The organism is Caballeronia sp. GAWG1-1 (genome assembly GCF_023631465.1).
GTDB lineage: Bacteria > Pseudomonadota > Gammaproteobacteria > Burkholderiales > Burkholderiaceae > Caballeronia.
The window spans coordinates 33,323-58,439 of sequence record NZ_JALQDB010000026.1; the positions used below are offsets into that span (position 1 = coordinate 33,323).

11 protein-coding genes are annotated in these 25,117 nt (G+C 63.3%); 2 read left to right on the forward strand and 9 right to left on the reverse strand.

Annotated elements, in window-relative coordinates:
* Positions 1–20: 20 nt before the first annotated feature.
* On the reverse strand, positions 21–1,076 hold the full coding sequence (locus tag NCT03_RS16005) for a glycosyltransferase family 2 protein (RefSeq protein ID WP_244829143.1): 1,056 nt from the start codon (positions 1,074–1,076) through the stop codon (positions 21–23).
* Positions 1,077–1,695: 619 nt separating this feature from the next.
* Here NCT03_RS16005 and NCT03_RS16010 point away from each other — a divergent pair.
* Complete coding sequence (locus NCT03_RS16010; protein ID WP_250493116.1) at positions 1,696–2,817, forward strand: histidine kinase dimerization/phospho-acceptor domain-containing protein; 1,122 nt, start codon at positions 1,696–1,698, stop codon at positions 2,815–2,817.
* Positions 2,818–2,890: 73 nt separating this feature from the next.
* Positions 2,891–4,252 (forward strand): hemolysin family protein, encoded by a 1,362-nt coding sequence (locus tag NCT03_RS16015; protein ID WP_250466494.1) that lies wholly within the window; start codon positions 2,891–2,893, stop codon positions 4,250–4,252.
* A 70-nt stretch (positions 4,253–4,322) separates the two neighbouring features.
* On the opposite strand, the gene treY is transcribed toward NCT03_RS16015, so the two are convergent.
* The 8 genes from treY to glgA form a co-directional block, all read right to left on the reverse strand.
* A complete protein-coding gene (gene treY, locus NCT03_RS16020; RefSeq protein ID WP_250493117.1) occupies positions 4,323–7,235 on the reverse strand; it encodes a malto-oligosyltrehalose synthase in 2,913 nt (970 codons plus the stop codon).
* Positions 7,232–9,412 carry a 4-alpha-glucanotransferase gene (gene malQ / locus NCT03_RS16025; protein WP_250493144.1) on the reverse strand — a complete coding sequence of 727 codons (2,181 nt, stop codon included), beginning with the start codon at positions 9,410–9,412 and terminating at the stop codon, positions 7,232–7,234. The genes treY and malQ overlap by 4 nt, the downstream gene beginning before the upstream one ends.
* A 26-nt stretch (positions 9,413–9,438) precedes the next feature.
* Positions 9,439–11,307: a malto-oligosyltrehalose trehalohydrolase gene (gene treZ, locus NCT03_RS16030; protein ID WP_250493118.1), complete on the reverse strand. Its 1,869-nt coding sequence runs from the start codon at positions 11,305–11,307 to the stop codon at positions 9,439–9,441.
* 69 nt (positions 11,308–11,376) lie between these two features.
* On the reverse strand, positions 11,377–13,602 hold the full coding sequence (glgX, locus tag NCT03_RS16035; protein WP_244829148.1) for a glycogen debranching protein GlgX: 2,226 nt from the start codon (positions 13,600–13,602) through the stop codon (positions 11,377–11,379).
* A 278-nt stretch (positions 13,603–13,880) separates the two neighbouring features.
* Positions 13,881–16,118 carry a 1,4-alpha-glucan branching protein GlgB gene (glgB, locus tag NCT03_RS16040; protein ID WP_250493119.1) on the reverse strand — a complete coding sequence of 746 codons (2,238 nt, stop codon included), beginning with the start codon at positions 16,116–16,118 and terminating at the stop codon, positions 13,881–13,883.
* Entirely contained in the window at positions 16,111–19,512 is a 3,402-nt protein-coding gene (gene treS, locus NCT03_RS16045) for a maltose alpha-D-glucosyltransferase (protein ID WP_250493120.1), read from the reverse strand. Before treS ends, glgB begins: the two co-directional genes overlap by 8 nt.
* A 72-nt stretch (positions 19,513–19,584) precedes the next feature.
* Entirely contained in the window at positions 19,585–22,977 is a 3,393-nt protein-coding gene (locus tag NCT03_RS16050; RefSeq protein WP_250493121.1) for a maltotransferase domain-containing protein, read from the reverse strand.
* 363 nt (positions 22,978–23,340) lie between these two features.
* Positions 23,341–24,972: a glycogen synthase GlgA gene (gene glgA / locus NCT03_RS16055; RefSeq protein ID WP_250493122.1), complete on the reverse strand. Its 1,632-nt coding sequence runs from the start codon at positions 24,970–24,972 to the stop codon at positions 23,341–23,343.
* Positions 24,973–25,117 lie beyond the last annotated feature (145 nt).

Sequence of the window (25,117 nt, forward strand, 5' to 3'; positions counted from 1 at the left end):
GTGCGCCTTTATACGCGGAGTCATCGGTTGCCTGCGGGCATCGCGCGCGGCGCGGCGGCGGGCGCGCGAAGTTCCATGCCCAGCACGCGTTTGATCAGGCGCTTGGCGAGAAACAGGCGGCGGTCCGCGGCAATCTTCTTGTGGAAACGCAATTCCTTCGATTCTTCGCCGCGCTGCGTCGCGAACACGCGATATCGCTCCGCCGTGGCTTCGATCGCGCGGATCGCATCGTCATAGGCGCGGGCATCCACACGCGCGGCCTGGTGGCACGCATAGCCGAAAATCTTGTGGAACATGGCGAGCCAGAAGGCGTCGTATGGACCGCCATCGCAGCGTTGCAGCGTTTCTTCCGCGCAGATCGTGAGGCTCGTGACCGTATAGGTCGTGGCCTTGGTCGTGATGCTGCCCGCGCGGCGCCGGTAAGAATACAGTTCGTCGGCCAGACGATGCAGCGTGCGGGCACGCGCGTAGACGAGCGGAATGGCGGCGGCGTCTTCGTACACGCGGCCTGCCGGAAACTCGATGCCGTCCCACAATTCGCGCTTGTAGACACGCGCGGCCGGGAACACCTGATACACGTGTGCGAAGTCGAGCAGCGCGTCGAGATCGCACGTGCGCGAGCCGATGGTCGAGCGGTCGATCAGCTTCACGTTGTCGATGACCTTGCCGCCAGAATTGATGATGCCCACGTTGAACTCGATTATGTCCGCGGCTTGCGCGTCGAGGAGCGGCATGATCTTGGCGGTGAAATCCGCGGACCAGACATCGTCGGAATCGAGAAAGCCGATATAGGGCGATTTCGCTTCTGCAATCGCGCGATTGCGTGCGGCGGAAACACCACGGTTTTCCTGGTGAATCACGTGAATCTGCTTGCCATGCGCGCGCTTCTGCACTTCGAGAATGCGGGCGAGTGTCTGGTCGGTGGAACCATCGTCGATAACGATAAGTTCGATCTCGTCGGAGCGCGGCTGCGAAAGCGCGGATTCCAACGATGCGGCTATAAAGTGCTCGACGTTATAGGCGGGAATGATCACCGACAGCAAGGTTCTGGGGGTGTCGCTCTCGACGCGTGTCATAGGCTCGTGTCACCGGATTAAGTTTTAGTTGAAGCCACCGTGGCCGCGGCCGGCGTTCGAGGGCCGACAATAAAGGTCGACCAGCCGTCCATACGTAGTCTCCTGACAAATGCTATAGGCAGTTGTAAGCTTGGAATGTTCGCCGACGCACGCATGAAATTTCCGCTTCTTCGCAAACGATTTCCGTATCTTCAAGCGCGATTTCGTGCATCGCTCTGCAAAACCCGCTGAATCCTTGTCAGGCGTGGATAATCAGCTTAGAGCGAGTAAAAGACACGCGTGTTTCAATTGCTTCTCGCAAATGGCGGGTATAGCGGATGAGAGCGTTGGTTATCCGCGGATATCGGCCATTGAATTGCACTGACTGTATATCGGCGCGGTTTCGCAATGGTTGAATCCGGGACGCATGACGCCCTCGTTTTCTTCGCACGTCCGTGCACGCCAATTGCTGGAATTGCCCCGTAGTTCGTGAGCAAACAGAGCCGTTCGTGCGGCAGGCGCTCACCTATAATGGCCTCTCGGAAGACCCGCAGGCTTGGCCTCGCGCGACGCGCTCCTGGTGACCGGAACGCCGCTCGCGACAGAACCTCAACACCGATCCACGCAAGGACCCAAAACCGTGACCACGTCATTTTCCAGTACGGTCGAGCCCGGAGACACTCAGTCCTTCGATACGGCCGTCGCCGGAAACGATGGCTTGCTGGTGCTCGATGCGGCCCAACGCTGCCTCAGTGCCGACGCCGTCTTCTCCCATCTCTTCGATGTCGATTCCACCGCGCTGCGCGGACGCGCACTCGCCGATCTCCCGCTGCCCGCTCCGTTGATCGCGTCGCTTTCGCTTGCAGCCGATGCCGCGCTCGCGGGCAACGGCGCCCGGCGCGCGCAGGTCAGCATCGAGGAGGACGATTCCACGCGAGTCTTCAACATACTTGCGCTGCCCGTCGCCGAATCCGTGACGCTGATCGTCTCGACCTGCGCGAACGCGACGGGTGCTAGCGACAACGCAGCGCGCATCGCGCATCTGCGAGCCGAAGCCGCGCTGTTCATGCGCGATCACGTGCTCTCGGTCGTATCGCACGACTTGCGCGGTCCGCTCAACGCCATTCATAGCTGGGGCTATGTGCTCGAGCGCAAGGTCGATGCAAACGACCCCGCCGCCCAGCGTGCGCTCACGGGCATTCGCTCGGGCGTCGAACAGCAAGTCAAGCTGATCGAACAATCGATCGATACGACGCGTGCCGAAACCAAGGCCGTCGCGCTTGCCATCGCGCCTGCCGCCGCGCGCGCTCTTCTCGAGCGTGGCGTCGCGCTCGCACGCGAGGCTATCGGCGAGCGACGCGGCGTGAGCATCACGCTCGACTCGCCGCTCGTGGAAGAACAAGTGGAAGGCGACGCCGATCGGCTCACCAACGCGCTCTGGCTCATGGCGGCATTCGCCACCGAAGCAAGCGCGCGCGACACGACGGTGCAGGTATCGAGCAGCATCGAAGGCAGCACGTGGCGCACCGACGTGCGCTTCACGGTTGCGGCGTCCGCATTGACCGATGCATCGGCCGCGCATGTACTCGAGGCATTCGCGCGCAGACAGGCGCTGGAGCCGCGCGAAGCCGGCCGCATCGCGTGGGGCCTTGCGCTTTGCAAGCGCATTTCGGAGGCGCATGGCGGCGCGTTCGAGCACACGGATATCGTCAATGGTGCAGCCGTCACGGCCACCATGCGTATTCCGGTGGCGGGAATGTAATTGAGGACGTAAATTGACTTTCGTTTGCCTGTCGCCCATATACTGACGCTTTCCACTTTCGAAGAGAGTTGCTTTGGCTCAGGTTGTCGCGCTGGTCGGCGCATTGTTGCTCGTTGCCCTGAATGGTTTTTTCGTCGGGGCGGAATTCGGGCTCGTCAAGTTACGGGCGACGCGCGTGCAGGCCATCGCGCGGACCAACGGCCTGCCGGGGCGTCTGCTCGCGAAGGTGCATAGCCAGCTGGACGCCTATTTGTCCGCGTGTCAGCTGGGCATCACGCTCGCGTCGCTGGGGCTTGGGTGGATAGGCGAACCCGCGTTCGCTTCGCTGCTGCATCCGCTGTTTGCGCTCATCGGCGTTCAGTCGGAAAAGCTCGTCGAGTCCGTGTCGCTCTTCTTTGCGTTCTCGGTCATCTCGTTTCTGCATATCGTGGTCGGCGAACTCGCGCCCAAGTCGTGGGCCATTCGCCGTCCCGAGCAGGTCGGCCTGTGGCTCGCCACGCCGCTCTATGGCTTTTACTGGGCCATGTACCCCTTCATCTGGGTGCTCAACTCGAGCGCGAATCTCGTGTTGCGGCTTTTCGGCATGTCGGCGGAACACGGTCACGACGCCCACTATTCCACCGACGAACTCAAGCTCATTCTGCGCGGGCGTCGTCTTGGCGGGGCGTCTTCGTATAACGCGGACGAGTGGAACACCATCGCGCATTCGCTCGACTTCAGCCGCATGACGGTGTCGGACCTGATGCGTCCCGCGCACGAACTCGTCGGCCTGCGCAACGACTTGCCCATGCGCGATAACTTGGCCGTGATCTCGCGGCATCGCTTCAGCCGTTATCCGTTGTTCGCGGATGCTTCCGGCGAACGCGTGCTCGGCATGATCCATCTGAAGGATTTGTTCCTCGCGGGCGATGGCGAAGCGCGCGGCTTCAACTTCAGCTTTTCGAAGGATGCCGAAAAGATCGAGAAGCTCGCGCGCCATGTCCGTCCCGTGCAATACGTCGCGCCCAATCTGTCGGCGCTGGAACTTTTCCGGCGCTTTCGCAAGGGCGCGCCGCATTTCGCCATCGTGGGGCGCAAGGGCGCGAAGCCCATCGGCTTTATCACGCTCGACAATCTGCTGGGCGCACTCGTCGGTCAGATTCACGACGAATTCCGTCAGGGAGATGCCGACTGGTCGCGCATGGACGACGGCACTTTGATGGGCAAGGGCAGCTTGCCGGTGGTCTCACTGGAACGCGCGCTTGGCATCGATATCGACGAAGGCCGCGCGGAATCCGTCGGCGGGCTCGTCATCAATGCGCTCGGGGACTTGCCGCAGGAAGGGCAGCGCGTCGAGTTCGACGCCTTCGACATCGTCGTCAAGAAGATGAACGGGCCGCGTATCGTGCTGGTGCGGGTGTATCCGCGCGAGGAAGAGGTCGAGCACGCCGAGTAGTAGCGCAGGCAAGGGCGGGGCGCGTGGTGAGAAGCGCGCCCGCCTCATGTCTCACTAACTCATGCTTTGATCATGCGCAAGGCACGCCTTCTTCAACGAGCAAGGCCACGGGCATCGAAGCCAGCGCATCGCGCAGGAACAGCTTTTCGCCGTCCGCCTTCGGCGCATTCGGGCTCAGCCAGTCGAAGAGCGCACGGGAACGCAACGCTTCCGGAAGAATGACCGCCGTATCGCCCCAGCTTTCCGCCTTGACCAGCGGCATATCGCTGCCAGCAGGCAGCAATGGCGCGGCGAGTCGCGTGGCGATCACGATTGCGTAAGCGCTACCGGCATGGCGCGCGTAAGCGATCACGCGGTCAGCATGTTCGCCCTCGATGGCAAGCGGCACATACTCACCTTGAGCAAAGAGCGACTCGCAATGCTTGCGCAACGCAAGCGCACGCTGTACCACCGCCAACTTGATGCGCCCATCGCGCCAGTTGGCGAGTTGTTCCGAAGGTGGACCTTTCTGGTCCACTTCCGCAAGCCACTTGCGACGCAATTCGAAATCGACCGGGCGGCGATTGTCAGGGTCCACGAGACTGAAGTCCCAAAGCTCCGTGCCCTGATAAAGGTCCGGCACGCCCGGCGATGTCAGTCGCAACAACGTCTGCTGCAGACTGTCGATCACGCCCAGCGGCCCGAGCCGCGCCACGAAAGCCGACAATTCCTGCAAAAAGCCATTGCGCCGCTGCGGCGAGACGATATCGAAAAGGAACTCGCGGCAGGCATTTTCATACGCCTCGTCCGGCGCGAACCAGCTCGTGCGCAACTTGGCTTCGCGCAACGCCTTCAACTGCCATTGCGCGACGCGTTCGGCCAGCTCCTGGACGCCCGCTTCGTCATCCGGCGAGAGCGTGAGCGGCCAGCATCCGACGAGCGTCTGGTACAGCATCGCTTCGGCGCCGGGGCCGGGCGCCCAGTCGCCGCCGGCATCGGCACCACGACGCAACGGCGTGTTCAGCGTCGACCATTGCTTGAGCGTGGTCGCCCATTCTTCGGGAATCTCGCTCAATGCCGCGATGCGCGCGCGCACGTCTTCGCCGCGCTTGTGATCGTGCGTCGCGGTGCAAAGCATGGCGTGCGGGAACGCGGCGAAGCGTTCCTTGTTGCCCGCGTGGAAATCTTCGACGGACAAAGAAAACTCGCCGGGGTCCGCGCCCACTTCGTTACGCGAGATGAGCCTTCCATAGCGATAACACGCCGTGTCTTCGACCGCCTTTGCCGCAACCGGCGATGTGAGCTGCGAAAACAGCGTCTGCGCCGCGCGCCGCTGCGATCCGCTCGACGGCTGCGCGTTTTGCCCAGCCGTCGCCTGACTCTGGTTCCGGTCGCGTCCACGTTCGGCGGCGCGCTCACGCGGGCGTTCCGCGCGCTCGGCCGGTGGCGTGCTGACCGGCGCTTCGTCGGGCAGCTTGCCGCCAAGCCACTGCGCCACCTGATCGAGCACGACATGATCCGCACTCGAAAGCGATGCGCGCGCGGCATTCAGCGCTTGCGAGAAGTACTTCTCATCCTCGGCGCTGCGCACGCTGCTCACGGGATAGATGCGATACACCGGATACTGAATCACCAGTTCCGCGACCACGCGACGGATCGACGTGAACGTGAAGTCGCGCGTGTTGTGCGAGTCGCGTGCAATGCGATGCAGCGAACGCGTCACGCGATCCAGTTCCGCCGATAAGTTTTCCGCGAGAATCTTGCGGCGCGCGGCGAGCGCTTCGTCGGCGAAGCTCGCGCTTCGGCCGGTGATATCGGCCCACAACGCGGCGAGCGGCTCGGCGCCTGCCGGGTCGTGCAGCAGCGCGCCGACATCGTTCATGAAGTCGTAGCCCGTGGTGCCATCCACTTGCCAGTCGCGGCGCAGCGGTTCGCCGCGCGCGAGAATCTTTTCGACGACGAAATACGTATGGCCGTTGCCATGCCGTAAAGCCTCGGGCCGTTGCGCGGACAACTCTTCGAGCCGCGCGCGCAGGCGTTGGCAGTACTCGCGCGGTTCGGCAAGACCATCGACGTGATCGATCCGCACGCCGTCGATCAACCCTTCGGTAAAGAGCCTGAAGATGAGCGCGTGCGATGCCTCGAACACTTCAGGCCGCTCGACGCGCACGCCGCCGAGCGTGCTCACGTCGAAGAAACGCCGCCAGTTCACTTCGTCCGCGGCCGTGCGCCACCATGCGAGGCGATAATGCTGCCGTTCGAGCAGACGATGCAGCCGCTCGCGTCCAACCGGTGTGTCCGGCGAATGCGCGGCGAGAATCGCTTCGATCGCGGCCTTGCCGCCTTCCGTTTGAGCAATGGTCGCGAGCGCATTGCGCGCTTCGGCCGCGCGCGGCTGATCGGCAGGCTGCGTCGTCAAGCCGGAGAAACGGTGCGCGAGTTCCGGCGCTTCTTGCAGCACGACCGGGTAATCGACAGGACAGATCGGGAACACATGCGCGTAGTACTCCACCACGAAGCGTCCTTCATCCGGCCGATACGCGAGCTTGATCTTGCCGCCCTGCAACTCGTCGCCATAGGAAGCGCCAAGAAACGGCGCGAGCACCTTGCCGCGCAATGCAGGATCGGGCGAATGCCAGTCCACGTCGAAGAAGCGCGCATGCGCCGCGTGACGTCCCCATTCGAGGATGTCCTGCCACCATGCGTTTTCCGAACCGCCCACGCCCATGTGATTCGGCACGACATCGACGATCAGTCCCATGTCGTGCGCGCGCAGCTTCTCGACGAAGCGCCGCAGGGCTTCCTCGCCGCCCAGCTCCGGATTGACCTTCGTGTAGTCGACGGTGTCGTAGCCGTGCGTGGAGCCGCTCGTCGCGGTCGTGATCGGCGACGCATACGCATGACTGACGCCGAGCGAAGCGAAATAATCCACTTGCGCCGCGGCGTCGTCGAAAGTGAAGTCCTTATGAAGCTGGAGCCTGAGCGTGGAACGCGGAACGGTCATGGTGAGTCGGCTGGTTTGGGTGAATCAACATTGTCGGGTTGCGTCGAACGACTGCGCGCGGCATCCACCGCGAGCAGTCGTTCGGAAAATGCGTCGTCGAGAAACAGTTCCTCGACAGGCGCGGCAAGACGGCGCCGCCAGTTCGGATGCTCGTCGATCGAGCCGGGCAGATTCGGCTGTTCAGCAAGCCCAAGCAGATCTTCGAGCGGATACGTGACGAGCGGCGCGGGCGTCGCGGCCACGAAAGCGAGCGCTTCATCCACGGGCGCTTCCTCGACCGGAGGCGCATCGACATCGGACGGAGCAATACCCGCTTCCTGGAAAGCGCGCCATAGTAAGCCACGATCGGCGCCGCGCTCTTCCTGCGCTACTTCCACCGCATCGCGGCCGTCTTCGCGCGCCGCCGTCTGGCCGATCTTCGAGCGCCACACGATATCCTCGCCGCGCCACCATCCGGTGACGGTCGGCAGATCGTGCGTGGTCGTGGTGGCGGTCACGCCGCTGTCCCACTCGCGCGGCGGCTTGAAGCCGGGGCCATCCACTTCGCGTTCGAACCACAGCACTCGTATGCCAAGCAAGCCGTGCTCCTGCAAGCGTTCGGTGAAGCCCGGCGGCACGGTTCCGAGGTCTTCGCCGACGACAATCGCGCGATGCCGCCACGATTCCAGCGCAATCAGCCGCAAGAGGTCTTCGAGCGGGTAGCGCAGATAGGCGCCGTCTTTCGCGCTTTCGCCTTCGGGCACGAGCCACAGCCGCCTCAGCCCGAGAATGTGATCGATACGAATGCCGCCCGCGCGCGCGAACGCGCAACGCAACATGTCGATGAACGCCGAGAAGCCTTGCGTGCGCATGGCGCGGGGCGAAAAGGTGGTGAGTCCCCACGACTGCCCGGCCTGATTGAAGAGATCGGGCGGCGCGCCGACCGACACGCCTGTCAGCATTTCATCGCGATACGACCATGCATGACTGCCCGCGCTGTCGCATCCGACGGCAAGGTCCGCGACGAGTCCGACCGCCATGCCCGCGTCGCGCGCCGCGTGTTGCGCGTGCAGCAGGCCTTTCGATGCGAGCCATTGCGTGAAGAGAAAGAACTGGACTTCGTGGCGATTGGCTTCGGCGAATGCGGCGACCGCATCGCTGCGCGGATCGCGCAGTTCGTCTGGCCAGTTGCGCCAGTGGCCTTCGCCATTTTCCGCAAGCTGCGCTGCCTGCAGCGCTTCGAAGCGTGCATGATCTTCGAGCGCACGCCCGCCTTCCTCGACGAACGAAGCGAAGTCTTGCGCCAAAGGCGATGCGCTGTCGGCCGAGAACGTCTCGAAGAGCGCGCGCAGAATGGCCAGGCGCGCTTTCATGGCGCGCGGCCAGTCGATGAGCGGCAGCGCTTCGAGTTCGGCGAATTCATCCGCCACACCGGCTTGTTCGATCGCGGCGCGCGCGGCGGCCGCGCCGAACACGGCGGCGGGATCGACGTGCGCGATGTTCAGAAAGAGCCGCGACGAAGGCGAATAAGGACTGAACTTGTTCGGCTCGGCGCTGAACATGGCGTGCATCGGACTGATGGCGAGCGCATGGGCGCCGCGCTTCGCGCTCTGCGTCGCGAGCGTGGCCAGCGCCGTGAAGTCGCCGACGCCGCCATCGCCCAGACGGCGCAAACCATAGACTTGCGCGGCGACGCCCCAAAGCGGCGGCGCGGTTTCAGCGGCGGCTTGGTCGGTTGCGTCGTCGAGCGCGAGCCACGCATCGTCGATGGTGTAGCAGCGCGCGGGCGCTACCGCCAGCGTCGTGCGATGGTCGTTGATGACGAGCGTGTGATAGCCCGGCTCCGAAATCGGCGAGAGCAATGCGGTCTCGCCTTTAGGCGCGGTAAAACGCCCGTCGATAACCTCGCCGCTTTCCAGTTCGATGCGATAGCGCACGCCCGACTTCGCCGCCGACACCGGCAACGCAATGCCGCGATCCACTTCCGCCGTGATGAGCGGCGGCAACTTGCGGCCGCTCATTTCGGCATCGACGGCGGCCATGCTCTGCTTGATCTGCGAGGCGTTGCCACACGGCAGGCCGAGCTTTTCGAGCAGAATGCGCAGCGTCGTTTCCGGCACGCGCTGCATCGCCTTGTGCGCGTTCTGCCATTCGACTTCGAAGCCCGCGCGCGCGGCGAGCGTTTCGATGGGCGACATTTCGCCCGTGGTGCTTGCAGTGGCGCTCACGTGCGGGTTCCTTGTGCATGGGCGAAGCCGTTGACATCGCCGCTGAGCCACGCGATAAAGCTGCGTCCGCCGATTTCGCCCGCGCTCGCGCTATCCTGCGCGCGTGCCGGCGTCTCGAAGATGACCTTGCCCTTCGGCGCTTCTTCAAGCGTGGCCGGCGCTTGCCCGAGATTGAGCGCGATGGTGAGCGTTTCGCCATCACCGAGCTTCCAGCTTGCGAGCACGGCCTTGTCGCCGAGCACTTGAGCGCCGAGCGACTTAGAGCCCTTCAGACGCGGCGCGATGAGTTTCGCACGCACGGCCAGCGCCGACTTGTAGAAGTGCAGCCAGTCGAGGCGGTCCAGTTCGTCCGCTTTGCCTTCGACGTTCGGCGACGACATCGCGAACGTGCGCTTGTCGTTCGGGTCGGGAATCTGCGCGCGGCGCTTTTCGTCGGTGAATGCGGAGAACTTCGCGAATTCCTTGCGGCGTCCTTCGCGCACGGCATCGGCGAGTTCGTCGTGATAGTCCGTGAAGAAGAGGAACGGCTGCTTCGAGCCGTATTGCTCTTCCATGAACAGAAGCGGAATCTGCGGCGACAGCAGCAAAAGTCCGGTCGCCGCGTAGAGCGAGGCGTCGTCGGTGAGCGAGCGCAGGCGTTCGCCCATCGCGCGGTTGCCGACCTGATCGTGATTCTGCAGGAACATCACGAACGCCGTGGGCGGAAGATGCGAACTCTTCTCGCCGCGTGGCTTGCCGTCGTGAATCGGCGATGGATCGCCCTGATACACGAAGCCTTCGCTCAAGACGCGTGCGAGCTTATCCGTGGGCTTGTCGACATACGCGCCGTAGTAGCTCTCGTCCTCGCCGGTCAGAAGCACGTGCAGCGTGTTGTGCGCGTCGTCGTTCCATTGCGCGTTGAAGTGCGACTCCAGCAGATTGGCCGTGTTGTGTTCGTTCTCGAGCACGAGGTGAACATGACGGCCCGTTTCCACGGAACTGCGCACGCGGTCCGCGAATTCGCGCAGCCATTCGTCGTCGTTGATGGCGTGCACGGCGTCCAGACGCAAGCCATCGAAGCGATATTCGTTGAGCCAGTACAGCGCGTTATCGAAGAAGAAGTCGCGCACTTGCGGACGCTCGAAATCGATCGCGGGACCCCAGGGCGTATCCACGCCTTCGCGAAAGAAGGTTTTCGCATATGCATGCAGATAATTGCCGTCCGGGCCGAAGTGGTTATACACCACGTCGAGGAACACCATGAGGCCGAGACCGTGCGCAATGTCGATGAGCTTCTTCAGTTCATCGGGATGACCGTAGGCCGAATCCGGGGCGTAGGGCAGCACGCCGTCGTAACCCCAGTTGCGCGTGCCGGAGAAGTCGTTCAGCGGCATGAGTTCGATGGCCGTGACGCCGAGCTGCGCCAACTCGTCCAGACGCGCGATGACGCCCGCATAGCCGCCCATCGCGCCGACGTGCACTTCATAAAGCACGGTTTCTTCCCACGGCCGGCCATGCCAGTCGGTATTGGTCCAGCGATACGCGCGCGGATCGACCACCGCGCTCGGGCCGTTCACGTCTTCCGGCTGATAGCGCGATGCCGGGTCGGGCACCGCGAGATCGGCATCCAGACGATAGCGATACAGCGTGCCCGCGCCGCCATCGGCTTCGACTTCGAACCAGCCGTCACCGGCCGGCTGCATGTCGATGAGCGCGGGCGCGGCATCGCCTTCGCGCTGCAACTCCAGTTGCACGCGGTCGCGCGACGGCGCCCAGAAACGGTAACGCGTGCGCGGTGCTTCGCGCGCCGCGCCGGTCAGATGCGCGCCGAAGGGAAGGCAATGCGCGTGGTGATGCTTGTGCGGATCAATCGGACGTTCGGACATGATTTCGAGCCTGGTGTACTGCGGGATATGCCACTTTTCTGTGCGCCGCGCGAGCCGTGGTGAATCGCCTCATTGAGCCGAATCGATGCCCGGCGGTCGATTTGCCGGAATGGTGCCCGGATCGGGAGGCAGCGCGGTCAGAAGACGCGGACCCTGATGTGCGCCCGCCATCCAGACCGCCTGCCAGTCGGCGTCGCCGGTCGGTTGCGCGAGCAGCACGACGATACTGTGCGCCGCGACCTCCAGTTCGCTGCCGACGAGCGGCCGCTGGATGGCGTCGGGCTCAGCGCTATCCAGGAGCACGTTCCATTCCAAGTGAGGCGGAGGCGGCGTGAAGACGAGGTTCTGCCCCGAGCCATTGATGAGGAGCAGGATCACGTCGATCTCGCCGTCGAGTCCCGGCCCTGCCCGGCGCAAGGTCAGCGCGCGGCCCTCAGGGTCCTGCCATGCCTCGATGGCGAGCGCGACGCCGCGTTCGTCGAACCAGCTCACATCGTAGAGACCGGGCAGCACTTCGCGGTCGCCGTAGAGAAAGCGAGTTTCCCGCAGAACCGGGTACTTTTTGCGCAGCGCGACGACGCTTGCGACGAACTCCGTCATCTCGCGGCCTTCGGGACTATGCGCCGCGGCCCAGTCGGTCCAGGAAATGTCGTTGTCCTGGCAATAAGCGTTGTTGTTGCCGTTCTGCGTGCGCAGGAATTCGTCGCCGCCCAGCAGCATCGGCGTGCCGAGCGACAGAAGCGTGGTCGCGATCATCGAGCGCGCGAGGCGATTGCGAACGGTGCGGATCGCGGGATCGTCGCTCGGGCCTTCCACGCCCCAGTTCGCGCTGCAGTTTTCATTGTGCCCGTCGCGGTTTCCCTCCTGATTCATCTCGTTGTGCTTTTCCGAATAGGCGGTAACGTCGGCGAGCGTGAAGCCATCGTGCGATGCCACGAAATTCACCGATGCCCACGGCTTCCGGAAGCGCCGGTTGAAAAGCTCGGCCGAGCCGGTGAGCCGCGCGGCGAGGTCGGGGCGCATCCCCGAATCGCCGCGCCAGAAGCGCCGCACGCCGTCGCGGTACTTGTCGTTCCACTCCGCGAAACCGGGCGGATGATTGCCGACCTGGTAGCCGTCCGGCCCAATGTCCCACGGCTCGGAAATGAGCTTGCGCGTCGAGAGAATCGGGTCCTGGCGAATAGCGTCGAAGAAGCCCGAGCCGGGATCGAAACCGTGCCCTTCGCGGCCCAGCGTCACGCCGAGATCGAAACGGAAGCCGTCGATATTGAACGCCGTGCACCAGTAGCGCAGCGAGTCCATGACCATTTGCAGGACACGCGGATGCGACAGGTTGACGGTATTGCCGCAACCGGTTTCGTTGATGTAATGCCGCTCGTCGCCGGGAATCAGACGGTAGTAGCTTGCATTGTCGAGCCCGCGCCATGACACCGTGGGCCCCAGTTCGCTGCCTTCGCAGGTGTGGTTGTAGACCACGTCGAGAATCACTTCGATGCCCGCCGCATGCAGTTGCCGCACGGCGATACGCATCTCGTTCAGCCGATGCGTCGAAAGATACGAAGGCTCGGGCGCGAAAAACGCCGCCGTGTTGTAGCCCCAGTAGTTCTTAAGACCGCGTTCGACGAGAAAGCGGTCGTTGAGAAACGCGTGCACGGGCAGGAATTCGACGGCGGTGATGCCGAGCTTTTGCAGATGCTCGATGAACCACGGCGACGAGAGCGCGGCGAATGAACCGCGTTCGTGCTGACGGATATCGTCGCGCAGCATCGAGGCGCCGCGCACGTGCGTTTCATAGATGATGGTTTCGCCCCACGGCGTGTTCGGGCGATTGTCGCGCGACCAGTCGAAGGCGTCGTCGGTGACGATGCATTTGGGCATCGCCGGAGCGGAGTCGCGGCGATCCATCGACATGTCGAGGCGATTGGAATGCACGCGATAGCCGAAGAGCGCGTCGGACCATCGCCACGGGCCGACGAGTTTCTTCGCGTAGGGATCGAGCAACAGCTTGTGCGGATTGAAGCGATGACCATGTTGCGGCTGATAGGGGCCATGAGCGCGAAAGCCGTACACCGTGCCCGGATGCGCGCCGGGCAGATAGCCGTGCCACACTTCGTCGGTGCATTCGGGCAGATCGAAGCGCATCAGTTCCTTGCGGCCCGTGCTGTCGAAGAGACACACCTCGATGCGGTGCGCATTCGATGAAAACACCGCGAAGTTGACGCCCAAGCCGTCCCAGTTTGCTCCCAGCGGGTAGGATGCGCCGGGGAGAAGTTTTTCGGGGAGTGCGTTTGCCATTTGGTCGGGGTTTTTGCCCTTGCCGGGCTGGTGGGTTCTGGTTCTCTGAAGGGTTGTTGCTTGCCCGTGCTGATGAGTCGTTGAAGTTAAGCAGTTAGCTTGCAGCGTTCTCAGTAGCCGCCGGGGAGACGGTTACCGAACAAAAACACAAGCCAGCGGCTCGGCTTTCCCGAACGCTCAAGAAAAAAGAAACCGCTAGCAAGGCCCCATAAACGCCGAGGCGGAACAAGACACGAACAAACCAGCGCGCCTCCTTCCGCAACGTCCGGAAAGAACCCTCAGTCGGCCCGCAAAACAATGGTAGCCAAAGGTGGCAACGTCAACGCGGCTGACTGCCCCTTTCCGTGCGAAGGGTAATCATCCGCATGAATGACCCCGCCATTGCCCATATTGGACCCGCCATAAATCCCGGCGTCTGAATTGAGCACCTCGCTCCATCGCCCGCCACGCGGCAAGCCGATGCGATACCCCTGGCGCGGCACGGGCGTCATGTTGCAGACGACCACGAGTTCGCGCCCTTCGGCATCCGTCCGCCGATAGGCAAACACGCTATTGCCGCTGTCGTCGCCGACGATCCACTCGAAGCCGCGCGGATCGCAATCCAGCTTATGCAACGCCGCTTCGCCGACATACAGCAGGTTCAAATCGCGCACGAGCTTCTGCACGCCGCCGTGATAGGGATCGTCGAGCAAGTGCCAATGCGGCGTCGCGTCGTGGTTGAACTCGGCAAACTGCCCGAACTCGCCGCCCATGAACAGCAGCTTCTTGCCCGGATGCGTCCACATGAAGCCGAAGTAAGCGCGCAAATTCGCGAACTTCTGCCATAGATCGCCCGGCATCTTGCCGATGAGCGACCCCTTGCCATGCACCACTTCATCGTGCGAAAGAGGCAACACGAAGCGCTCGGAATACGCATAGACCATCCCGAACGTATAGAGGTGATGGTGATACTGCCGATACACCGGATCTTCCTCCATGTAGTGCAGGGAGTCGTGCATCCAGCCCATGTTCCACTTGAAGTCGAACCCGAGACCGCCGCTCTCGACGCTCGCCGTCACGCCCGGCCAGGCCGTCGATTCCTCGGCGATCGTGATCGCGCCCGGCGTGTTCGGGATATACCGCACTTCATGGTTCAGACGCTTCAAGAACTGGATCGATTCGAGATTCTCGCGCCCGCCGTACATGTTCGGCACCCATTCGCCCGCCTTGCGCGAATAGTCGCGATACAGCATCGACGCCACGGCATCGACCCGCAAGCCATCGACGTGATACCGCTTCAACCACGCAAGCCCCGACGCGAGCAGGAACGCGCTCACCTCGTTGCGGCCGAGGTTGTAGATCATCGTGTTCCAGTCTTGGTGATAGCCCTCGCGCGGATCGGCGTGCTCGTAAAGCGGCGTGCCGTCGAACTGCACGAGGCCGTGCGCGTCGTTCGGAAAATGCGCCGGCACCCAGTCGATGATCACGCCCAGCCCCGCCTCGTGCGCGCGATTCACGAACTCCGCGAACTGCTCCGGCGTGCCGAAGCGCGCGGACGGCGCAAACTGGCCAAGCGGCTGATACCCCCACGATCCGCCGAACGGATGCTCGGCAATCGGCATGAATTCGAGGTGCGTGAAGCCCATGCCCTTCGCGTACGGAATCAGGCGCTCGGCAAGCTCGTGCCAGTTCATGCCGCGATTCGCATCTTCGGGTACGCGCAGCCACGACTCGGCGTGCGCTTCGTAAATGGTGATCGGCGATTGCGCCGTCTGACGGCTCCCGCGAGTCTCCATCCATTCGGCGTCGGTCCATGCGTAATGGTCGATGGCATCCGCGTCCGCCACCACCGATGCCGTCGATGGCGGCTTCTCGCTCTGCATCGCGCACGGGTCGGCTTTCAGCGGCAGCGTATGGCCGTCGCGCGTGACGATCTCGTACTTGTAGCGCGTGCCCGCGCCGATGCCCGGCACGAACAGTTCCCACACACCCGCGTTGTGACGCAGGCGCATTGGATGACGGCGGCCGTCCCACGTGTTGAAGTCACCGACCACCGAGACACGCCGCGCATTCGGCGCCCAGACCGCGAAGCGCGCGCCCGCCACGCCGCCATGCGTGACCGGACGCGAGCCCATGCATTCGAGCACCGCGTAAGGGTCGGCGGCCGAAAGGCGGTTGAGCCAGTCTTCGGAGAGAACGGGGCCGAAGGAATACGTATCGTGCGTTTCCTGCGGCGTGCCATGCCAGTCGATTTGCAGACGATACGCCGCCGGCCGCTCCACGAAGCCCGCGAACAGACCTGAATCGTGAATGCGCGCGAGATGGCCGAGCACTTCGCCGCTCGCGGCATCGACGACATTTGCGCCCGCCGCGTTCGGCAGGAACACACGCACCACATGCCCGAGGTCGGTCTGATGCATGCCGAGGACCGAGAACGAATCGGGATGGCGCGCCTCGACGATGGCGTCGATGTCGAGCGGACTGAGGCCGTGCGCCGGGTTTCGGGTATCCGCTCCTGGATCGCTACGATTATTCATGGTGGGTTCCATCCGGATTGTCCTTGGTGGCGTTGAACACGGGTCGCGTGCCGGGCGCGGGCGGAACGCCCGTGTCGCCAAGCAGGCGGCTCGCGAGCGACGCGAGGCCCCGCAACGGAAGGCCGATCCAGGTCGGCCGGTTCGCTGCTTCGTAGCGGATTTCGTAGGCGGCCTTTTCGATCAGGAAGAGATCGAGCAGGGCCGGGAAGACGCTTTCGCCGGCGATCGGCTCGGGCGATTCCGCAATTGCTGCCACGTACTCGCGCAAGAAGCTTTCCTCGGCGAACGCACGCAGGCGCTCGAACAGCGCGCGCTTGCGGTCGGCGGTTTGCGCGGGCGCATTTTCCGTCGTCGGTTGCGCGGCGGCGCTCGCATACGAAAGCGAGCGCAAGAGACCGGCGACATCGCGCAGCGGGCTCGTCTTGTTGCGGCGTTCCTCGAGCGGACGCGCGGGCTCGCCTTCGAAGTCGATGAGATACGCATCGCCCTGAGCCATCAGCACCTGACCCAGATGGAAGTCACCGTGAATGCGGATGCACAACGCATCGGCATTGTCCGAGACGAGCTTCTTCACTGCATCCACCAGCATGTCACGGCGATCGAGCAGACTCTGCGCGAGGAAGCGGTCGTGCTCGCTGAAATCGCCGATCTTCTGCGCGAGGATATCGAGCGCCGTTTCCAGCAGTTGCAACGTGCCTTTCAGCCAGCCCTGAACGTCTTCCGGCGTGGCGCGGCGCGGTGCGAACGCTTCGTCGTCGGTTGGCGAGGCAAGCGCCACATGCAGTTCGCCGAGCCGCTTGCCGATGATGCCCGCAATGTTGCCGTAGCCGATAAAGCCTTGCTCCTGCGCGTCGCGCTCGGGCGTGTGCTCTTCGGAGTCGAACGTGACCGCGAGTTCATCCACCGTGCGGCGCAGATAGTCGAGCGCATAGTTCCACGCATCGCCCTGATTGTCGATGAAGCCTTGCAGAATGACGAGCGTGTGCGGCACGCCTTGCGGATCGACACGCACCACTTCGCCATACAGCGGGCCGGTGTTCGCGTAGCCGAGCTTGGTCAGATAACGGCTCATCTCCGCTTCCGGGTGAATGCCGCCAACCACGCGCCGCACCAGCTTCAGCACCACCGTGTCGCCGATCACGAGCGAGCTATTGCTCTGCTCGGCGGCGAGCCAGCGGATTTCCGGCGGCTCGACCGGATTGAAGTCGAGTGCATCGAGCCGTTCGGTCGGAATGAAGCGGATCTCGCTTTTCTGCACCGTCGGCACGACCGCGCGTTCCTTCAGTTTGCGCAATATGCCGTAGGTGAAGTTCGGCACGGCGAAGGCATCGGTGATATGTCCGATCACGCGATTCCGGCGCGCCCGCGCCAGCGCGAGTTGCATATAAAGCGGCGAGGTCGTTTCCGTGCCCCACGCAATGGAAAGCGGCAGCACGTAGCGCTCGGTGTGATCGCCGACATCGGCTTCGATTTCCGTGAACGCAAAGCCCGCGCCTTCGATCGTCGTGAGCGCGGCGAGACGAACCGCATGCAGCTTCTGATCCTTCGACGCAAACCAGCGGCGCTTGCTCAAATACGAAGGCAGCACTTCCGATTCGAGCAGACGCACGTTTTCCGGCGTCGGACCGGTTTGACCGGCGCGAATCACCATCGTGACGAATTCGGGCAGTTGCTCCGAAGGCGCTTGCGACCAGGCCGGACGCATGTTGCCTGGGCAAAGCTGGAACCACAGGAAGCCGTAGGGCGGGAAAGTCAGCAGATACGTCAACTGGCCGATGGCCGGGAACGGCGAATCCGCCGTCATTTCCAGCGGCACGGAGCCGGCGAACTCCGACAGATCGAGTTCCACCGCTTGCGGCGCGCGCGACAGGTTGGCCACACAGAGAATCGGCGGCTCGCCTTCGAGCTCGCGCAGATACGCCAGGATCTTGCGATTATTCGGCCGCAGAAAGCGGATCGTGCCGCGGCCGAACGCGTGCTTCGAGCGGCGCACGGCCAGCATCTTGCGCGTCCAGTTCAAAAGCGAATGCGGATCGCGGCTTTGCGATTCCACGTTCACCGCGTCGTAGCCATACAGCGAACCCATCACCGGCGGCAGCACGAGTTGTTCTGGGTCGGCGCGCGAGAACCCGCCGTTGCGGTCGGACGACCATTGCATCGGCGTACGCACGCCATCGCGGTCGCCGAGGTGGATGTTGTCGCCCATGCCGAGTTCGTCGCCGTAATAGATCACGGGCGTGCCCGGCATCGACAACAGCAGCGAATTGATCAGCTCGATACGGCGGCGGTCGCGCTCCATCAGCGGCGCGAGCCGGCGTCGAATGCCGAGGTTCAGACGCGCGCGGCGGTCGCTTGCATACGTGTTCCACAAGTAGTCGCGCTCGGAGTCCGTGACCATTTCGAGCGTGAGTTCGTCGTGGTTGCGCAGAAAGATCGCCCACTGATTCGTCACGCCCAGGTCCGGCGTCTGCCGCATGATGTCGGTGATCGGGAAGCGGTCTTCGCTCGCAATCGACATGTAAATGCGCGGCATCAACGGGAAGTGGAACGCCATGTGGCATTCGTCTTCATCGCCGAAGTATTCCTTCACGTCTTCCGGCCACTGGTTCGCTTCCGCGAGCAGCATGCGGTTCGGGTACTCCGCGTCGATGGTCGCGCGAATCTTCTTCAGGATCTGGTGCGTCTCGGGCAGATTCTCGTTGTTGGTGCCCTCGCGTTCGACCAGATACGGCACCGCGTCCAGCCGCAACCCGTCGATGCCCATGTCCAGCCAGAAGCGCATCACGCTCAGCACTTCCTTGATGACCGCCGGGTTGTCGAAGTTCAGATCGGGCTGGTGCGAATAGAAGCGGTGCCAGTAGTACTGACCCGCGACTGGATCGTGCGTCCAGTTGGACGGCTCCGAGTCGATGAAAATGATGCGCGTCTCTTCGTACTTCTTGTCCGTATCGGACCAGACGTAGTAGTTGCGATGGTTCGAACCCGGCTTCGCACGACGCGCGCGCTGAAACCACGGATGCTGGTCCGAAGTGTGATTGATGACGAGTTCGGTGATCACGCGAATGCCGCGCGCGTGCGCTTCCTGAATGAAGCGGCGGACATCGCCGAGCGTGCCGTAGTCCGGATGCACGTTGCGATAGTCGGCGATGTCATAGCCATCGTCGCGGCGTGGCGACGGATAGAACGGCAGCAGCCAGATCGCATCGACGCCAAGTTCCGCGATGTAATCGAGCTTTGCGAGCAGGCCGGGAAAATCGCCGATGCCGTCGTTGTTCGCATCGAAGAACGACTTGATGTGAACCTGATAAATGATCGCGTCCTTGTACCAGAGCGGATCGTCGCTGACTTGCGAAGTCTTGTTGCGCTTCACCCTTGTATCCACGGTTTGCTCCATGCGCTTTGCGGGCTTGCTGCCGCCCTTGTTTTTGGTTCGCGGCGTCTCGTAGGTCGCCGGATGAGTGCATCTTTATTCGTTCGGTTGCGGCTTGGGCAGTCCCCAGGTCGGCGAAATGCGCCAGATCGCGAACGGCAGCGAATGCGGATTGAGCCGCACATGCTGGCGCCGTCCGCGCCATTCGAACCGATCGCCCGTGACTTGATCCTCCACGGCGATCGCATCCCATTCGTTGACGCCCCAGCGTTCGAGCGTCTGCCACGGCAGTTCGATATCCGCGCCCTGTTCGTTGAACGGATCGAGGTTGATCGCGACGAGCACCACGTTGTCGCGCGACTCGTTCGCCTTTTCGAAGAACAGGATCTTGTCGTTATGCGCGGGCAGGAAGTTCACGCCGAGATGCGTCTGCAACGCTGGATTCGCGCGGCGGATGCGATTGAGCGCCGTCACTTCGGTGACGATATTGCCGGGCCGGTTCCAGTCCCACGCGCGCAGCTGATACTTCTCGGAGTCGAGATATTCCTCGCTGTTCGGCAGCGCGGCCGCCTCGCACAGTTCGAAGCCGCTATACACGCCCCAGAGCCCGGAGAGCGTTGCCGCCAGCGCCGCGCGGATCACGAAGCCCGGACGTCCCGAGCTCTGCAAGAAGCGTGGGTTGATGTCCGGCGTGTTGACGAAGAAATTCGGCCGGAAAAATTCCTTTGCATCGGTCTGCGTGAGATCGTGCATGTACTCGACGAAATCGCGCTTCGACTCGCGCCACGTGAAGTACGTGTACGACTGCGAGAAGCCGAGCTTCGCCAGACGGTTCATCACGCGCGGACGCGTGAAGGCTTCGGCGAGGAAGATCACGTCGGGGTGACGCGCACGCACGTCGCCGATCACCCATTCCCAGAACGGGAACGGCTTGGTATGCGGGTTATCGATCCGGAAAATGCGCACGCCCGCCGCAATCCAGTGCAGGAACACGTCGCGCAGGCCAAGCCACAGATCGGGCTTGGCGTCCTGCGCATAGAAGTCCGGATTCACGATGTCCTGATACTTCTTGGGCGGATTCTCCGCATAACGCAGCGTGCCGTCCGGACGCCATGCGAACCACGTCGGATGCTCCTTCAGCCACGGGTGATCCGGCGAGCATTGCACGGCGAAGTCCAGCGCGATCTCGAGACCGTGTTCATGCGCGGCGTCGAGCATGCGCTTGAAGTCGTCGAGATTGCCCAGTTCCGGATGCACCGCCGTGTGTCCGCCTTCCTTGCCGCCGATGGCATAAGGGCTGCCGACATCGCCCGGCTCGGCCGTCAGCGAATTGTTCTTGCCCTTGCGGTTGGCAATGCCAATAGGATGAATCGGCGGAAAATAGAGCACGTCGAAACCCATCTCGCGGATGCGCGGCATCTTGCCGATCACGTCGATGAACGTGCCGTGACGATTCACGTCGTCGCTCATCGAACGCGGGAAGATCTCGTACCAGCTTGCGAAGCGGGCCGCCGCGCGCTCCGAGTCGATGCGATACACCACCGGGTCGCGCGACAGAAACGGCCGGTGGCGCGCCGCCGCGATGGCCTTGGCGGTTGCGGGCGCGAGCGCGAGTTCGAGCTTGCGCGCGGCATCGGCCTTGGCGAATTCCTTGACGATCTTCTCCAGCGGCGCGCTATCCGACTCCTCGACCGTCTTCACTTCGGCGAGGATCAGCGCGAACAGATGCCGCACTTCCTCTAGTTCGAGTTCGACGGTTTGCCCGGCCTTCAGCTTCTTCGACATGTGGTCGGTGAGCGAGGCGAAATCGTCGCGCCATGCCATCACGACGAATTCGTGACGGCCCACGCGTTCGAGCGGAATGCGCGTGGTCCACAAGTCGTTGCCAAGCGGGAGCACGGCGGTCATCGGCGCTTCGTGCCATTCGGTTTCGTCGGCGGCACGCCATTGCACGGCGGCGGCGATCTTGTCGTGACCTTCGGCGAAGATCGCCGCCTGAATCTGCACGGCTTCGCCCACGATACGCTTTGCCGGAAAGCGCCCGTTATCGACCGAAGGCGTGACGCTCTCGATAGACACCCGCGGCGCGGAGATCGCTTCGGCCACCGACTTTTTATCGGCGCTCTTCGCGCCTCGCTTGACTTGCGGCTGCGCGAGCAGGATGAAAGGCTCGGCTTCGGCGCGGAACAAGCGTACATCGCCCGCTTTCAGGGTGAACGGCAAGAGACGTTCGGGCTTCGCCTTGGCGTCGTCGAGCGGCGCGAAACGCGTGTAATTGCCCGGCACCGATTCGAGCAGATGCAGGGTATCGACATGCACCGGCGCGACGAGATCGGGATTGAAGATCGCGAGAATCGCCGAATCGCTGCGGCGCAAGTCCGCGCTGTCGGAGCGAATCAACGCGGCGTAGGGCGTGCCCGCGCCGGTCAGCGCGCGCAATTCGCCGACGCTTTCGAGCGTGCCGGTATCGCGCTGCAATGCGTTCGCGCGCTTGACCTGACTCGACAGGTCGAAGCGCGCTTCGCTTTTCGCGCGCTGATATTCCGCCGCGACGCCGTATTGCGGCGACATCGGCAAAGGCACACCGTATTCGAAGCCCATCGGCACGAGCAGACCGGTGCCGAGCGCGGTCGCGGTGAAGAGCGAGCGGTTATAGGCGCGTTCGACGAGCGCGGTATCGCTGGTATCGCTCAATTCGCTGATGAGACGCGCGCCGTACGGCTCTTCCGGAAACGTGATCGGCGATGCAATGCGCGCGAGCGCCGCATGTTCGTCCGTGAGCCACGCGCTGCGATAGTCCCACCAGCGCGTGGAGGCGAAGACCGCGTCGAAGCCGGCGTCGCTCAGTCCATGCAGATCGTGACGCGTGAGGCCGACCGTCCATGCGAGCCAACGGGTTTGCGGATGTTTCTCGCGCACTGCCGCGCCCAGACGCCGCCACACGTGCGCGGGCACCGCATGCGGCGAGTCGAAGCGAAAGCCGCCAACGCCCGCGTCCGCGAGCAGACACAATTCCTTCGCCCACCACTCGGTCAGATGATGCGCCGCCTCGCCATCGCCGAACCTTGCCTGCGCGACATCGCGCTGACTGGGCGCGCGACGCGGATCGAGCCGCGCATCCGCGCTCTCGAACGGCTCGAACCAATGCTTGTTGTCCTGATAAAGACCGCCTTCGGCACTGACGCGGTCGATCACGATATCGACGAGCAAGGTCAGCTTGTGCTTCGTGGCGATATCGGCGAGCTGGCGCAGACCGTCCGCCGCGCTCGCGTCGGATTCAAAAACAGCGTGAAGTTGATGATGATCGGCAACTGCCTCGCGATGCCCGTTGCTTCCGGGCGCAAACGGCGAGCCGATCAGGACGTGATCGAAGCCCAGCGCCGCTGCGTGCTCGAACTGAGCCGGCCAGTTCGGCAAGGGGCCGACGAGAAGGGGATCGATGAAGTAGATACGAGGCGCATACGCATGATGAGCTTGATGGTTTTCCATCGTTCGTCTTTTCCAGAGTCGTCCTGCGGTGGCGGGGATGCGGGCTTTGAATCGCGATCACGCTCACGGGCCAAACTGGCAACGCGTCGGTCCATATATCACGACGCGTGTCGTTTGTGCACGCGTCACGGGCCAAGACGTATCGACACATGGATAACACAGTACCGCCGGTATCGACACTGGCCCGCGTCGCATATCGCGAGGCACCGGCGCGAGAGTGCATCTCGCCGGTGGGCGCCACGGCCCCCCAAGAGTTTCCTTCGGGGCTTCGCATCGGGGGTTGGAGCACGTAGCGTGCCGCGCCCCGAATGCCATTGCGTCTGACGTGACGACGCTGCCGTGCAATAGCTTCGAGGCTTGGGCTCAGGCAGTGCGCGCGACGAGGCGCTCGGCTGTCTCGAGAATGGCCGGATGCGCGGCTTGCGAAGCGGCATCGGCAATACGGCGGGTACGCAAGGCGGTCTTGCTCGGCTTGAGGCCGCTGAGATCGACATAGAGTGCAACCATCTTCGCCACGGCTTCGCGCCAGCCGAAGTCGCACGACATGGCATTGCGCTGAAGTTCGCGCCAGGTCTGCGGGCGCATGTAGGCGTCGATGGCGCGGCTCGCGGCCTGCACGACATCGTCTGCGGATTCGCCTTCGAAGAGGAAGCCCGTCGGCGCCGCCGACGTTTCTTCGATGGCGATCGGCGTGTCGTAAGTGCCGTCGCGCAGATAGACGGTTTCTCGCACGGCGGCTTCGGCGGCGTCGACGATGGTATCCGCCAGACCGCCCACGCGCGACGCGACGGGCAGGGTGCCATAGCGCATCGCGTAGAGTTGCGTGAGGCCGCAAGGCTCGAAGCGGCTGCCATGCAGGAGAATGTCCGCGCCCGCGTGCAGTGCATGCGCGCGCCGCTCGTCATAGCCGATCCGCACACCCACGCGATCGGGAAACTCTTGCGCAAGCCGCCTGAAACCTTTCTCGATGTGCGATTCGCCCTTGCCGATCACCGCGAGTTGCAGACGCGGATGCTTTTCGAGCAGACGCGGCAGTGCGTCGAGCACGACATCGGCGAGCTTTTGACCGGTCATGCGGCTGCCGATTGCCATCAGCGGCGCGAACGGATCGACCGGCAGGCCGAACATGCGCTGCAAGGTCCGCTTGCAAGCGTGCTTGCCGCGCATATCGTCGAAGGAATAGTTGCGCTCGATCAGGGGATCGCTAGCCGGATTCCACGTCTCTTCGTCGATGCCGTTCACCACGCCCGACAGCTTGTCCTTACAGCTTTGCAGCACGCCTTCCATCAGATGGCCGAAGCGCGGCGTCATAATTTCGCGCGCATAGGTTTCGCTGACGGTCGTCACTTTGTCGCTATGGATGATGCCGGCTTTCATCAGACTGAGCGCGCCATAGAACTCGATGCTTTGCGGATCGGTCAACGCATTTGCCAGCCACTTTTGCGGCACGCCGAGCGACGCACCAAGCGAGAGCGCGTAATTGCCCTGGAATGCCAGATTGTGGATCGTGAATACGCTTTTCGCGTGCACGCCCGCATCTTTCATCAAGAGCGGCGTGAGGCCGGTGTGCCAGTCGTGCGCATGGACGATATCGGGCTTTTTCACGCCCTTGATACCCTGCGCGATACGCACGGCGGCGGCCGAAAGCGTCGCGAAGCGCACGGCGTTGTCGGGATAATCGCGGCCTTGCGCGTCCTGATACAGACCCGTGCGGGCGTAGAGCGCGTCGCAGCGCAGCATCAAAACCGGCACGCCGGTGTCGGGCATGCGGCCACGTATGAGCGTCGCGTCGCCACCAGGCAAGCCTGTGAGCACCGCGACGCGGACGAGATCGGTCGCCTGGGCGATGGCGTTTGGATAAGCGGGCAGGAGAATGGTGGCATCGACGCCGGCTTCACGCAGCGCGGCGGCGTAAGCGCTGACCATGTCGCCGAGACCGCCGGTTTTGGCGAGTGGCACGGCCTCGGAGGCGACCAGCAGAACGTTCAAGGGCAAAGTGGGCTCCAGTGCGGAAGTCGCGTGGCGATGGCCTCGCGCTCTTCGATGCCAGAGCGGGATACCGGGCCGCGCATTCGCGGTGCTGATCAGGGTTTCTATCTAATTCACTGGCGCAGTGCAGCAATCGCCGTGCCATGCGCGC

Coding starts and splice junctions, on each gene's coding strand:
- NCT03_RS16050 (WP_250493121.1), bottom strand. CDS start 22,977: ATGGAAAACCATCAAGCTCATCATGCGTATGCGCCTCGTATCTACTTC.
- NCT03_RS16005 (WP_244829143.1), bottom strand. CDS start 1,076: ATGACACGCGTCGAGAGCGACACCCCCAGAACCTTGCTGTCGGTGATC.
- treS (WP_250493120.1), bottom strand. CDS start 19,512: ATGGAGCAAACCGTGGATACAAGGGTGAAGCGCAACAAGACTTCGCAA.
- treY (WP_250493117.1), bottom strand. CDS start 7,235: ATGACCGTTCCGCGTTCCACGCTCAGGCTCCAGCTTCATAAGGACTTC.
- glgX (WP_244829148.1), bottom strand. CDS start 13,602: ATGGCAAACGCACTCCCCGAAAAACTTCTCCCCGGCGCATCCTACCCG.
- malQ (WP_250493144.1), bottom strand. CDS start 9,412: ATGTCGCCCATCGAAACGCTCGCCGCGCGCGCGGGCTTCGAAGTCGAA.
- treZ (WP_250493118.1), bottom strand. CDS start 11,307: ATGTCCGAACGTCCGATTGATCCGCACAAGCATCACCACGCGCATTGC.
- glgB (WP_250493119.1), bottom strand. CDS start 16,118: ATGAATAATCGTAGCGATCCAGGAGCGGATACCCGAAACCCGGCGCAC.